Origin of the sequence: Eubacterium sulci ATCC 35585 (assembly GCA_001189495.1) — a bacterium.
GTDB lineage: Bacteria > Bacillota > Clostridia > Peptostreptococcales > Anaerovoracaceae > Eubacterium_B > Eubacterium_B sulci.
In genome coordinates, this window is record CP012068.1 from 793,755 (window position 1) to 807,675 (window position 13,921).

A 13,921-nucleotide genomic window follows, 5' to 3' on the forward strand; every position below is an offset into this window, starting at 1 on the left:
GGTTTGATAATCGTCCCTATGCAGTTTTTTCTGTATAGGGATTAATTTTTTGAAGGAGAGAAGTATGTTTGAGAGATTATCCGAACAGCCTGTAGCTGAAGTTCAGCAGGAACAGGTTGAGAAGTGGAAAAGAGAGGATTTACTAAAGAAGTGCGTAACAGCACGCGAGGGGAAACCAAAATATGTCTTTTACGAGGGACCTCCAACGGCTAACGGAATGCCAGGAATACACCATGTAATGGCAAGAACACTTAAGGATTCCGTTTGTAGATACTGGACAATGAAGGGTTACCAGGTTAATCGTAAGGCTGGTTGGGATACACACGGACTTCCTGTAGAAATCGAAGTTGAGAAGCAGCTCAACATGAACGGCAAGCAGGATATAGAAAAGTACGGAATCAAGGAGTTTAACGAAAAGTGCCGTGAGTCTGTTTTTACTTATACAGATAAGTGGAGAGAGATGACAGAGAGAATGGCATATCTAGTTGACCTTGATGATCCATATATCACACTTAACAACGACTATATCGAGAGCGGATGGTGGATCCTAAAGAAGTTCTTTGATAAAGGACTCATCTATGAAGGACACAAGATTCTTCCTTACTGCCCAAGATGTGGAACTGGTCTTGCTTCACACGAAGTAGCTCAGGGATATAAGGAGGTTAAGGTAAATACTCTTGTTGTTAAGTTCAAGAAGAAGGGAACTGATAACGAGTATTTCCTAGCTTGGACAACAACTGCTTGGACACTTGCAGCAAACACAATGCTTACAGTAGGTCCTGACTTTGATTATGTCAAGGTTAAGATGCTAAATGGTAATGATGAAGGAAATTACTTCTACCTAGTAGAGGCTCTTGCCGATAGAGTTCTTGGCGAAGGCAACTATGAGGTAGTTGAGCGTATGAAGGGTAAAGACCTTGAGTACATGGAGTACGAGCAGCTAATGCCTTTCTGTCAGGTTAAGGAAGGTGACAAGGCTTTCTTTGTTACATGCATGGACTATGTATCTATCGAGGATGGTACAGGTATCGTACATACAGCTCCTGCATTTGGTGAGGACGACTACCAGTGTGGTAAGAAGTATGGAGCGGCGTTCCTTCAGCCTGTCGACGAGCAGGGTTGCTATACTGAAACTCCATGGAAGGGTCACTTCATAATGGAGGATGGTCTTGATGTAGAAATCATCAAGTACCTAGATGATAAGGTATTTGCTAAGCAGAAGATAGAACATAACTATCCACACTGCTGGAGATGCGGAACACCTCTAGTTTACTATGCTAGACAGAGCTGGTACATCAAGATGAGCGATCTTAAAGATCAGCTTGTTGCTAATAACAATACAGTAAACTGGTATCCACCTTTCGTAGGTGAGAAGAGATTCGGAAACTGGCTAGCAGATGTTAAGGACTGGGCAATCTCAAGATCTAGATACTGGGGAACTCCAATCCCAATCTGGAAGTGCGACTGCGGTCACCTTGAGTGCGTAGGAAGCCGTGCAGAGCTAGTTGAGAAGGCTGTAGAAAATATCGATGAGAGCATAGAGCTACACCGTCCGTATGTTGATGATGTACACTTAAAGTGCCCACACTGCGGAAAGGAAATGACAAGAATAGTAGAAGTTATGGACTGCTGGTTCGACTCAGGAGCAATGCCATTTGCACAGTGGCACTATCCGTTTGAGAATACAGAGCACTTCGAAGAGAAACTCTTCCCGGCTGACTTTATCTGTGAAGGTATCGACCAGACAAGAGGTTGGTTCTATTCACTAATGGCAATCTCGACATTCATCATGGGTAAGTCACCATATAAGAATGTTCTAGTTAACGACCTCATCCTTGATAAGAATGGCAAGAAGATGAGTAAGTCCAAGGGAAATACAGTTTCGCCATTTGAACTCTTTGACCAGTACGGAGCAGATGCTACAAGATGGTACTTGCTTTCAGTATCGCCAGCTTGGACACCAACAAAGTTTGACGAAGATGGACTTAAGGACGTTGTAAGCAAGTTCTTTGGAACACTTAGAAACGTATATAACTTCTTTGTACTATATTCAAATCAGGATGATCTTGATGTAGCAAATCTAGAGCTAGCATACGACATGAGACCGGAGCTAGATAGATGGATACTCTCAAGATATAACAAGCTTGTAAAAGAAGTTAGAGAGCATATGGATAACTACGACCATATGAAGACTGTTAGAGCACTTACTGAATTTGTCAGCGAGGACTTCTCAAACTGGTACATTAGACGTGCTAGAAGAAGATTCTACGGAAGCGAAATGACAGAAGATAAGATGAGCGTATATGCAACAACCTTCGAGGTATTGGTAGGTGTATCACTCATGATTGCGCCATTTGCTCCGTTCATCTCTGACGAAATTTATACAAAGCTAACAGGAGAGGAAACTGTTCACACAGCATATCTTCCTGAATGCAATGAAGCTCTCATAGATAACAAGGTTGAGGAGCGTATGGACCTAGTAAGAAGTTTCGTAACTCTTGGACGTGGTGCTCGTGAAAAAGAGAGAATCAAGGTTAGACAGCCACTTAACGAGATACTCGTAGATGGTAAGTACAAACCACTTGTTGCTGACCTTACAGACCTAGTAATGGAAGAGCTTAACGTCAAAAATGTTGTATTTGCTGATGAGCTAGGTGAGTACATGAACCTATCTCTAAAGCCAAACTTCAAGGTTGCTGGACCAGTTCTAGGAAAGAACATCAAGCAGTTTGGAGATGAGCTAGCAAAGCTAGACGCTGCTGAGTTTGTGGCTGAGCTAGAAGCAAAGGGCGAAGTAGAGATGACTGTAGCTGGCGAAGTTGTAAATGTTCCTAAGGACTTTGTTGATGTAAGAATCAGCGCTAAGGATGGATTTGCAGTAGCTATGGAAAACAACGTATTTACAATACTTGACACAGTTCTAACACCAGAGCTAGTTAAGGAAGGACTTGCAAGAGAAGTTGTATCAAAGGTACAGCAGCTACGTAAGCAGAACGACTTTGAGATGATGGATAGAATCGATATTGTTCTTGAAGCAGACGAAGAGGTTTGCGAGGCTGTTAAGGAGTTTGCTGACTACATCAAGGACGAAACTCTAGCAGATACAGTTGAATTTGCAAAGACAGAGGAGAGCTTTGACATCAATGGTCACAAGACAGGAATCTGCGTAGTGAGGAAATAGAATGTCTGAACGAGTTGATTTGAGGAGTATGACCTTAAATGAGCTGAAGGACTTCGCCAGCGGTATAGGCGTGCCTGCATTTAGAGGCGCGCAGATATTTGACTGGATATATAAGGGCAAAAAAAGCTTTCGGGAGATGAATAATCTTCCGGAAGCTTTGCGCTATGAGCTCGAAGACAAGGCATACCTCGAAAAACTTAATATACGAACTGTCCAAAAATCAAAGCTTGACGGAACTCGCAAGTATCTACTTGAGCTTTCAGATGGAAACACCATAGAATGCGTTTTCATGAAATATAAGTTCGGAAACTCAATCTGCGTCTCATCGCAGGCAGGATGCCGGATGGGCTGCAGATTTTGTGCGTCCACGATTAAGGGACTAGCAAGAAATTTGACAGCTGGAGAGATGGTTTCGCAGATCATGGCTGCTCAGGAGGATACCGGTGAAAAAATTGGTCATATCGTCGTTATGGGCAGTGGAGAGCCATTTGATAACTATGAGAACCTATCAAAGTTTCTCAGGATAGTCAATGAACCAAAGGGCCTAGGCATAGGCATGAGAAATATAACTGTTTCAACATGTGGTATAGTTCCTATGATTTTAAGGTTTGCAGAAGACTTCAATCAGGTTAATCTTGCAATTTCACTCCACGCATCTAGCGATGAAGATAGAAGTGCTATCATGCCAATTAATAACAGGTACAGCATTAAAGACGTCTTAAAGGCCTGCGACGAGTACACCGAAAAGACAAATCGCAGAATAACCTACGAGTATACTCTTGTAAGTGGGGTAAATGACAGCGTGCAGAGTGCAAAGAGACTTGCTGGGCTGCTAAAGGGAAAACTCTGTCATGTCAATTTAATTCCTCTTAACGAGGTCAAGGATAGCGGTTTTGTCACAGTTAGCAAGAGCAAGGCCTTTGAGTTTCAAAAGGCTTTGGAAGAGGCAGGAATCCCTGCAACCATAAGACGAGAACTAGGTGATGATATAGACGCTGCTTGCGGACAGCTGAGGCTTAATAATGAGTGATGTAAGAGAAGTTTTAGAAAAAGCATATAATGAATTAGCTATCAAAGACTTTCCAGACGGAGATAGAATTAAATTCATCGCCGCTCTAGGAGCAAGTGGTGAGATAGACTACCACTACAAGCTGATTTGTGATTCATGGAAGTCAGGCAGAAGACTCTACCTAGAAAATAGCTTTGATAGGCACGGACCTGATGGACTTGAATTTCTATTTACAAAGATTTCCGAAGCCGAAGATGAAGTTATCAAAGTTCTAACAGAATACTTGATAGCTGAGATTCTATCAAAATCAAGACATAGGGAATTTTATACAGGATTTTGCGAAAGACTGATTCCTATTCTCATATCTGACATCAAAATTTGCGATGAAATTCTAAGAAGAAAACTAATCATAGCTCTTGGCTGGGTTGGCACATCAAATGAAATAAGCTTTCTGACTAGACAGATGCTCAGCGAAGATGATGTGCTTTGCAGGGTTTGGTCTGCTTCAAGTCTCATGCAGTTATCATTTCATGGGATAGGAAAGGAAGAGATATGTGAAGCATCAAAGGATGCATTTGCAAAGGTCTTAGCAGATGAAAAGGATATTCAGGCCTGCGGACTCATCTTGGAATCAGTGCAGACACTATACGGTAAAAAGTGGGTGAGCTCATCTGCAGTAGATGATGTCGATGAAGCAAAAATAGAAAAGGGTAGAAAATCCGCTTTAAGATTTTTGAGCAAGTTATAAGTAAGTAAAACCAAATGTTTTTAGGCAGCATATCAAAACATAATGACTATCTTTGATTATATGAAAAAATATTATTAAATTTACAAAATTGTTTTACAAAATTGTCGTTGAATACTTATGATACTTAGTGTATAATAGCGATAATAAAATGATAGGAGGACTGCATTATGGTTAAACTATTGATTGGTCACAAGGGAACAGGAAAGACCAAAATGATGATTGAACTTGCAAATACTGAAGCTGAAAAGAGTGATGGCAACATCATTTTTATCAACAAGAATGCCCGTCTGATGTATGACCTTAAGTATAAGATCAGAGTCGTTTGCATGGAGGATTATGAGCATGTAACAAATAGCGACGAATACATCGGATTTTTATATGGAATCATAAGTTCTGATCACGATATCAAGACTATTTACATAGACAGCATACTTAAGCATGCTGATTTCTCACTTGGAGATCTACCGGAGTTCTTGAAAAGACTAAAGAACATCTCTAAGGACTACGGTATGGACTTCGTTGTAAGCCTGAGCGCAGAGAAGGAAGAGATGATTGGTGTAGACTTCGCAGATTACGAGGTTTTGAACTAATTTGATAGAAGGTTATAAAATGAAAGAGGAGGTAAGACCTCCTCTCATTTTTTTGTTTGTAAATGCATGTCGCAAACTGCTAATTGTATTAATTTTGATTTGTCAAAAGTAGCTAATCATATTAAATGTGACTTGTCGCAAACTTCATGCACACTTAAGCAAACTCAGTATATTTATTCTTCGATTCTCTGATAGATACGGGTTCCGCATCTAACGCCCCAGGCCTTACCATTTCTGACAAAGAATTCCATTGATGTGTAATGAGTATCTGGGTCATCTTTTGTTCTTGCACTGAAAAGGGTGCCGTAGCATAGGTGAAGCTCAAGTGGCTCGCCTTGATATTCTGCGTGAAGCTCAAAGTCTTCTGTAAGTGTAACTATGTTATATGCAGGATTTGCCTCTCTACATATGTATTTTCCAACTATCATTTCAGGATCGAGGAATTTCTTGCCTGAAGGAATGAACCAGCGATGAATAAGGTCTAGCTCTAGCCCTAAAACTAGGTTATAGCATGCGTAGAACATATTCTCTGTAGATACTTCGCTCTCATTACACAAAACTGCAAGTCCATAGCCAGGAAGATTAGCTTCAGCTCTTACTAGGCCACCATTTGTGGAAACTCCATGAAGGCCACCTGCATGTTCACAGAGAACGCGGTCAGCCATAAGTCTCTTATTTAGACCAAAGCAGTAGAAAGGTCTTTGTCTCTCAGGAAACTCTCTTCCGATAAGGATTTCAACTGCTTCAGCAGGGATTATTTGTTTTCCTTCGTAAACGCCGTTTTGCGCAATCATAAGATAGTATTTAGCCATATCATCTGCTGTGGATTTTACGCAGGCACAGCCTCTAAATGGCGGTAAAACTGACCATACTCTATCGGAGTAGAGGTTGCCGTCTTCGTCCTTTTCAAATAGCTCCGTAATATTACCGTCACTTCCAAGCTTATTAGCTTCGCTACCATCTAGGTCTAGCACGGTTCTAGTCATGCCAAGAGGCCTAAATATACGTTCCTCAAGAAAGTTCTCAAGGCTCTGTCCTGCAGCCTTATCCACTACATAAGACAAAATAGCATAGGCATCATTGGAGTAGCTCATATATTCTCCAGGAGCACCAAGTGGTTCGTAAGCTCCGCTATTTGCAATGAAATCGATGATATCTTCTATCGTATCCATCTTATTAGGAGCGCTCTTTTTTAGCTCTCTTTCGTATTCGGAATCTCTTCCTGGAGTATTCATTACAATTGACCATTCAAGTGGTGCAATAGGTGGAACTCCAGCAGTATGCATAGCAAGATGTCTCAGTGTAACGCTTTCTCTTGGCGTTCCAGGAATACGAAACTGAGGAAAGTAGTCAGTCACAGGATCTGAGAAGTTGAGCTTTCCTTCTGCCTGAAGTACTGCACAGGCGAGTGAGGTCATGGACTTACTCATGGAAGCTATGCCCATTATCGTGTCCTTGTTAATTTCTCTGCTCTTTGCCATATCGATGTGGCCAAAGCCGTGTTCATATACGATTCCCTCAGGACCGCGAATGCATACGCTGACTCCGGGAAAGTTTTTCTCTTCAAAAATTTTATTTAGGTGTTTTGTTAAAAGGTCTAAGTTATTCATGATGTACCTCCGAATTGAATAGATAAAATATAACCCATCAAAATGGGCTTGTCAAATTACGAGCTATCTAAAACACCCTGAAATGAGATGAGAACGGAATTTTTACACTTTACATATCAAAATATGATATACTTATTACTGTTAATAATAGAGCACTTATGTGTACATTATGAAGTGAAAAATAATGCGATTTAGATATTTATCGCAGGAGAATATATATGTATAGTTCAGAGGATATAAGAGATTTTTTTAAAGAATATAAAAGCGAGGCCGTTGTCAAGGAGCATCGCTTTTACTCGGTTTTAATACCTCTCGTGGAGCGAGAGGGTAAGATGCATGTGCTCCTGGAGAAGCGCGCCGCGCATATTTCGCAGCCAGGCGAAATATGCTTCCCCGGCGGACGCATTGAGGCCGGGGAGCCGCCGCAGGCGGCGGCGCTGCGCGAGTGCAATGAAGAAATCGGCGTTCCTGTCAGCGAAATCAAGCTACTGGCACAAGGAGATACGCTCTATGGACAGGCCGATTTCACCATTTATTCCTTCATAGCGGAGATAAGTGAGGCAAGCTATGAAAGGATAAAGATAGAAAAGGATGAAGTAGAAAAATTATATTTGATACCGCTTTCATATTTTGTCGAAAATGATCCTGAATTCTATAGAGAAAAATATGAGACAAATATAAGAGAATTCCCATACGATAAGGTGGGAATACCTCCAGATTACGAGTGGAGGAGAGGCACTATGAGAATACCGATTTATGAGTATGAGGGCATAGTGATATGGGGAATGACAGCACAATTCCTTAACAGGCTGTCGACCAAGCTTAGAGAGGAAGCTTATGAATCAGATAACACCATTAATAGATAATAGAGAAAACAAGAGAGCTATGATTGCCATGAGTGGAGGTGTAGACAGCAGTGTTTCAGCCTTTCTCATAAAGAATATGGGATATGAAACCATAGGAGTTACTATGAAGCTCTATGACAACGAGATGATAGGCGAAAAGGCCTGTAATACATGTTGCAGTCTTGACGATGTTGAAGATGCGAGAAATGTCGCAAATAAGCTCGGGATTAAGTATTATGTCTTTAACTTTGAGGATGACTTTGAAAACGAGGTTATTGAGAGATTTGTAAATGCCTACGAAGAAGGTATGACTCCTAATCCTTGTATAGATTGCAATAGATACATTAAGTTCAAAAGACTCTATCAGAGAGCTAAGGAGCTAGGTCAGGATTACATCGTAACGGGTCACTATGCACGAGTGCGATTTGATGAAGAAACGGGAAGATATCAGCTTCTCAAGGCTGTAGATAAGAATAAGGACCAAAGCTATGTTCTATATTCCATAACTCAAGAGCAACTAGCACATACAATTTTCCCACTAGGCGAGATGGATGACAAGGAAGAAGTGAGACGTATAGCTGAGGAGCATGGCTTTATCAATGCAAGAAAACGCGACAGTCAGGACATTTGCTTTGTTCCAGATGGCGATTATGCTAGCTTCATAACAAGATATAGAGGCAAGGAGTATCCTCATGGTGAGTTTATAGATAAGGACGGCGAGGTACTCGGTGAACATAAGGGAATTATCAAGTATACTATAGGTCAACGCAAGGGTCTTGGACTTGCACTAAAGGAACCTATGTATGTTTGCGAAAAGAATATTATCGACAACAAAGTTATTCTTGGAAGAAATGAAGACCTGTTCAAGAAAGAGTTTGAAGCCTGTGACTTCAACTGGATAGCCTGCGAGCCACCTACTGAAGAAATGACTTTATATGTAAAGGTTAGATACAGCCAGAAGGAAAACAAGGCAAAGGTTATACCGCTTTCAGATGACAGGGTGAGAGTAATCTTTGATGAACCGCAGAGGGCTATAACAGTTGGTCAATCAGCTGTAATGTACGATGGTGACATTGTTTACGGCGGCGGAGTGATCTGCAAGGTGATTTGATTATAGTGCAGGGGGAATCCTATGGGACTATTAGCTAAAATCAACAGAATATATAGGTCTGGAAGTCAGATGTATCAAAGGAGTATGAAGTCTTCGCCAAAGAAGCTTTACCTTAGAGCAGAGATTAAGCCAGAGGGACTTTTGAGCAAGAGTCCTAGCGACAATCTTCTGATTCAAGGCGACAATAGGACAGTAATCAGAAGTCTTATAGCTGATGAAAACTTCAATCAAAAGATAAACCTTATATATGTCGATCCGCCATTCTTTTCAATGGCTGATTACGATGCAGTGCTTCAGGCCGGAGAAAAGAGCTTTAAGCACACAGCATATAAGGATAGCTGGTCGTATGGAATGTCCGAGTATCTAAAAATGCTTGCGTCAAGGCTCCTTTTGATGAGAGAACTTTTAAGTGATGATGGTGTGCTTTGCCTTCATCTAGACTGGCACGCGTCTCATTATGCGAGAGTACTGCTCGATGAAATTTTTGGCAGTGAAAACTTCGTAAACGAGATAATTTGGAACTATAAGTCTGGCGGTAGCACTAACAAAAGATTTTCGCGCAAACACGATAATATTTTGATCTATTCAAAGACAAAGAAATTCAAGTTTAGACCGCAAAAGGAAAAGTCATATAACAGAGGCTTCAAGCCATATAGATTTAAAGGTGTTGAGGAATTTCAGGACGACATCGGATGGTACACCATGGTTAACATGAAGGATGTCTGGAGCATCGATATGGTTGGAAGAACTTCGGCTGAGCGCACGGGTTATGCAACACAAAAGCCGGAGCAGCTCATAAATAGGATCATCGAGGCATTCACAGATGAGGGCGATATAGTTGCTGACTTTTTCTGCGGAAGCGGAACTGTTGGCGCTGCAGCATCAAAGCTAGATAGACGCTTTGTTATAGCCGACATCGGAAAGCTTGCAATTGCAACTTCAACGGCAAGGCTTTTCAAAGAAAACGCTAGCTTTACCATACTTGATACGAAAAAGCCAAAGACTTCATCTCTAAAGTCAAAAGTAAATATTTGTTCAGATAAGAACGATGTATCAGGAATATATGAGATTATGGTTGAGCTCGAGAGCATAAAGCTTAACAGGGCAGAGAGTAAGCTTGAAGCAGATGAAATAGAGAAGATAAAAACTCTCATAGATGAGAATCCATTAAGCCTTATCCTTGCGTGGAGTATAGACTTTGACTATGATGGAAGCGTGCATAGGCCTGAAATTATCGAAGTGAGTGAGGGTGGAAAGCTTAAGACATGCTTCAGCAGTTTTAAGACTGATAAGACGCCAATTTCTATAAACATTTTAGATATTTTTGGAAATGTGGAGCACAAGGTATATGAAGTTTAATATTTAAAATTAGCTTTTGCTGTGGTAATATAGACAGGAACGTTTATTATACTCGGAGTAGAGGCTTGCGCTCATAGCTCAGTGGATAGAGTACCACACTCCGAATGTGGTGGCGAGGGTTCGATCCCCTCTGAGCGCACCATAGAATTTAGGGAGAACGCGATGGATAGAGGATCAAAGGTAAGAATAGTAACTGCAGTTGTAGTGTTTTCAATTTCACTAGGGCTTTTCATTTTTGCTCAGCTGCTTCATCAGACAGAGGTGAAATATGTATCTCAGGAGAGCAAGGGAGAAGAGACTATCCTAAAGTGCAACTATAACGGTGACGAGGATGAATATAGCTCCAAGGATGTGTTTTATGTAAAGACTACTCAGAAAGTAGAACTCAAGAAGGGTGATACTATGACAATCTTTCACTTCGGAAATCCAGAGGAAAAAGATGGTCACTACGAGATAAAGTCGGTTCACGTAACCAAGCATACGAGCGGAAAATAAAATACCAAAAAAGACCTCTACGGCGCTGATTACAGCATGTAGAGGTTTTATTTTGCTATTTATTTTTGATATAAAATATATCTATTTTTTTAGTCCAAGACCAAAGTTATCCTTGACTCTTCTCATAGTTTTGTCTGCAATCGCATTCGCTCTTTCAGCACCATCTTTTAGAATTTCGATAAGCTCATCTGAATGTCTAATCTGCTCATATCTTTCTTTGATAGGTGCAAGGGCGTTTACAGTTATTTCTACGAGGTCCTTCTTAAAATCGCCATAGCCTTTACCTTCATACTTTGCTTCTATATCGGAGATCGTCTCGCCTGAAAGAACGCTATAAATATTGAGAAGATTGCTTACACCCGGCTTATTCTCTATGTCGAATTTGATGATTCCTTCAGAATCCGTAGTAGCCTTCATTATTGATTTCTTAATCTTGTTAGCATCATCTAGTAGAGAAATACGACTGTGAACATTTGGTGCAGATTTACTCATCTTCTGAGTAGGGTCATCAAGAGCCATAACTCGTGCGCCTTCCTTCATAAATCTTCCGTCTGGAATCACAAAGGTTTTCTTTCTTGTATTATTAATTCTTGTCGCGATGTTTCTGCAAAGCTCAATGTGCTGTTTCTGGTCGTTTCCGACAGGAACCACATCTGTATCATATAAAAGAATGTCAGCTGCCATGAGGACAGGGTACATCAAAAGTCCCGCTGGCGCAGATTCCTTGTTTTGGCTCTTTGACTTAAACTGCGTCATGCGATAGAGCTCGCCGGTGTATGAGTTACATGTCAAAATCCAAGAAAGCTCCGTGTGAGCAGGAACGTCTGACTGAACAAATACTATTGAGCGCTTAGGATCCACTCCGATTGCAAGGTATAAAGCTGCAACGTCAAGTATATGCTCTCTAAGCTCCTTAGGATCCTGATTTACGGTGATTGCATGCTGGTCAACTATGCAGTAAAGACACTCGTGGTCCTCCTGTAATTCAACAAACTGACGCAGTGCACCTAGATAGTTTCCTAAGTGAATATTGCCTGTAGGTTGTACGCCGGAAAAAACTCTTTTCATATTATAAAACGCCTCGTTTCTGTTCTTTTGATTTTTACATCAGTTATATTAACTTTATCACATCAAACTTATGTAGTCAATTTGACATAGGCTGTTAATAATGATAATCTTAAACCAAATGGAATCTTTTAAATGAAATAAGGAGAAAGCCAATAATGATGAATAAAAGAAAGCTGCGTCTAGAGCAGAAATTCCATAGATTTGAGAATCTTAGGGAGCTACTAAAAACCTCTGCCGAAAAGTATGCAGATAGAGTTGCGTATGTAACAAAAGTAAGAGGAAGCAACAAAGAGGTTAGCTATATAAATACAACATATAAGATGCTTTTAGATGAGATGAACTATCTAGGTTCAGCTCTTTGGGAACTTGGATATAACAACTCAAGACTTGCAGTTTTGGGAGATAATAGCTATCACTGGTGTCTATCATATTTTGCGACAGCATGTGGACTTGGCGTAGTTGTTCCACTTGATAAAATGCTTCAGAAGGATGAACTTATCGGACTTCTTCAGAGAAGTGAATGCACAGCTATCTTCTGCGACAAGAAGAGCTACAAGACTGTCAAGGAAATCATGGACGAGGGTAATACTTCACTTAAGGTTGCAATAGGTATGGACTTTGCACCTGAGGGAGGTCTTTGTATACATGACCTTTTAGATAGAGGTAAGGAACTTGTAGAATCTGGCTATACTGAGTATACTGAGGCGCCTATAGATCCAGAAGCTATGTCATTCCTTCTATTTACATCGGGAACGACATCTGCATCAAAGGCAGTTATGCTATCGCACAGCAACATCATGTCTGTAAACTACAGCATGAACCTCGAAGAGGAATTCTTCCCAGATGATGTAAACCTCATGATTTTGCCACTTCATCATATCTACGGAATGATGGGCATGATTACTTTCATATCTCAGGGAATGAAGAATGCCTTCTTTGATGGTCTAAAATATATTTTGATTAACATGAAGGAATACGAGGTTTCTGTTTTGATGACAGTTCCACTACTCCTTGAGAACATGTATCGCAAGATTATCAAAGCCGCAGAAAAGCAAGGAATGGGTGGAAAGATAGAAAAAGCCCTCAAAATCTGTGCTATTTCAGAGAAATTTGGTATCAATATTAGACGCAAGGTATTTAAGTCTATAATCGACCAGCTCGGAGGCAAAATAAGATTTATTATCAATGGTGCGGCAGCGCTTGATCCAGTCGTAGCAAAAGGTATGAACGATTTTGGGATTCTAACAGTTCAGGGGTATGGACTTACAGAAACTGCGCCAACAATTGCCAGTGAATCTCAGTTTAATATAAGACATGGTTCAGTCGGAAAGCTAATGCCTTTTGTTGAGGGTAGAATCGATAGTCCAGACGAAAACGGAATCGGAGAGCTTGTAGTTCGTGGAGAAAATGTAATGCTCGGCTACTACAATGACGAGGCTGCAACCAAAGAAGTTATCGTCGATGGATGGTTCCACACAGGCGACCTTGCTCGCTTTGATAATGATGATTTCCTATGGCTCATGGGACGTAAGAAGAACGTAATCGTAATGAAGAACGGAAAGAATGTTTTCCCTGAAGAAATAGAGAATCTAGTGGGGCTACTTCCTTATGTAGATGAGTGCATGTTATTCTCTAGAAACCGCCAAAACGATGTGGTTTTGTGGATGAAAGTAGTATATAATAAAGAGTACCTAAGTGAGAATAATTTAACTGTTGAACAGTTAGAAAAGCAGTTTGATAAAGACCTAGATAAGATTAATGAGGGTATGCCTGCTTACAAGATGGTTAAGCGCTTCTTCTTATCAGATAGGCCAACAATCAAGACTACAACTCAGAAGACTAAGAGACCACTCGAGCTTGAGCAGATTGAGAAGGAACTTAGCGAAAGAGGCATTCAAGCATAGC

At 40.8% G+C, this 13,921-nt stretch carries 10 protein-coding genes, 1 tRNA gene and 1 pseudogene; 10 read left to right on the top strand and 2 right to left on the bottom strand.

What is annotated here, in order from left to right:
- Positions 1-64: 64 nt before the first annotated feature.
- The 4 genes from ADJ67_03630 to ADJ67_03645 all read left to right on the top strand — a co-directional run bounded on the left by ADJ67_03630 (position 65) and on the right by ADJ67_03645 (position 5,528).
- On the top strand, positions 65-3,181 hold the full coding sequence (locus ADJ67_03630) for an isoleucyl-tRNA synthase (GenBank protein ID AKT46850.1): 3,117 nt from the start codon (positions 65-67) through the stop codon (positions 3,179-3,181).
- 1 nt (position 3,182) lies between these two features.
- Positions 3,183-4,211, top strand: a complete 1,029-nt coding sequence (locus ADJ67_03635; GenBank protein ID AKT46851.1) for a ribosomal RNA large subunit methyltransferase N — start codon at positions 3,183-3,185, stop codon at positions 4,209-4,211.
- Entirely contained in the window at positions 4,204-4,938 is a 735-nt protein-coding gene (locus ADJ67_03640) for a hypothetical protein (GenBank protein AKT46852.1), read from the top strand. Before ADJ67_03635 ends, ADJ67_03640 begins: the two co-directional genes overlap by 8 nt.
- A gap of 167 nt (positions 4,939-5,105) precedes the next feature.
- The gene (locus ADJ67_03645) at positions 5,106-5,528 is read left to right on the top strand and encodes a hypothetical protein (GenBank protein ID AKT46853.1); all 423 of its coding nucleotides are present in this window, start codon (positions 5,106-5,108) and stop codon (positions 5,526-5,528) included.
- A 173-nt stretch (positions 5,529-5,701) separates the two neighbouring features.
- Here ADJ67_03645 and ADJ67_03650 read toward each other — a convergent pair whose 3' ends face one another.
- Positions 5,702-7,138 carry a hypothetical protein gene (locus ADJ67_03650; protein ID AKT46854.1) on the bottom strand — a complete coding sequence of 479 codons (1,437 nt, stop codon included), beginning with the start codon at positions 7,136-7,138 and terminating at the stop codon, positions 5,702-5,704.
- 236 nt (positions 7,139-7,374) lie between these two features.
- On the opposite strand from ADJ67_03650, the gene ADJ67_03655 reads away from it, so the two are divergent.
- The 5 genes and pseudogenes from ADJ67_03655 to ADJ67_03675 all read left to right on the top strand — a co-directional run bounded on the left by ADJ67_03655 (position 7,375) and on the right by ADJ67_03675 (position 10,948).
- Entirely contained in the window at positions 7,375-8,004 is a 630-nt protein-coding gene (locus ADJ67_03655; protein ID AKT47660.1) for a hypothetical protein, read from the top strand.
- Positions 7,976-9,094 carry a thiouridylase gene (locus ADJ67_03660; protein AKT46855.1) on the top strand — a complete coding sequence of 373 codons (1,119 nt, stop codon included), beginning with the start codon at positions 7,976-7,978 and terminating at the stop codon, positions 9,092-9,094. Before ADJ67_03655 ends, ADJ67_03660 begins: the two co-directional genes overlap by 29 nt.
- Positions 9,095-9,115: 21 nt before the next feature.
- Positions 9,116-10,024 (top strand): annotated as a pseudogene (locus tag ADJ67_03665) (hypothetical protein).
- Positions 10,025-10,520: 496 nt separating this feature from the next.
- A tRNA-Arg gene (locus ADJ67_03670) sits at positions 10,521-10,595 on the top strand.
- A gap of 20 nt (positions 10,596-10,615) precedes the next feature.
- Positions 10,616-10,948: a hypothetical protein gene (locus tag ADJ67_03675; protein AKT46856.1), complete on the top strand. Its 333-nt coding sequence runs from the start codon at positions 10,616-10,618 to the stop codon at positions 10,946-10,948.
- An 81-nt stretch (positions 10,949-11,029) separates the two neighbouring features.
- Here ADJ67_03675 and ADJ67_03680 read toward each other — a convergent pair whose 3' ends face one another.
- Complete coding sequence (locus ADJ67_03680) at positions 11,030-12,016, bottom strand: tryptophanyl-tRNA synthetase (GenBank protein ID AKT46857.1); 987 nt, start codon at positions 12,014-12,016, stop codon at positions 11,030-11,032.
- Positions 12,017-12,174: 158 nt separating this feature from the next.
- On the opposite strand from ADJ67_03680, the gene ADJ67_03685 reads away from it, so the two are divergent.
- Positions 12,175-13,920: a hypothetical protein gene (locus ADJ67_03685; protein AKT47661.1), complete on the top strand. Its 1,746-nt coding sequence runs from the start codon at positions 12,175-12,177 to the stop codon at positions 13,918-13,920.
- Position 13,921 lies beyond the last annotated feature (1 nt).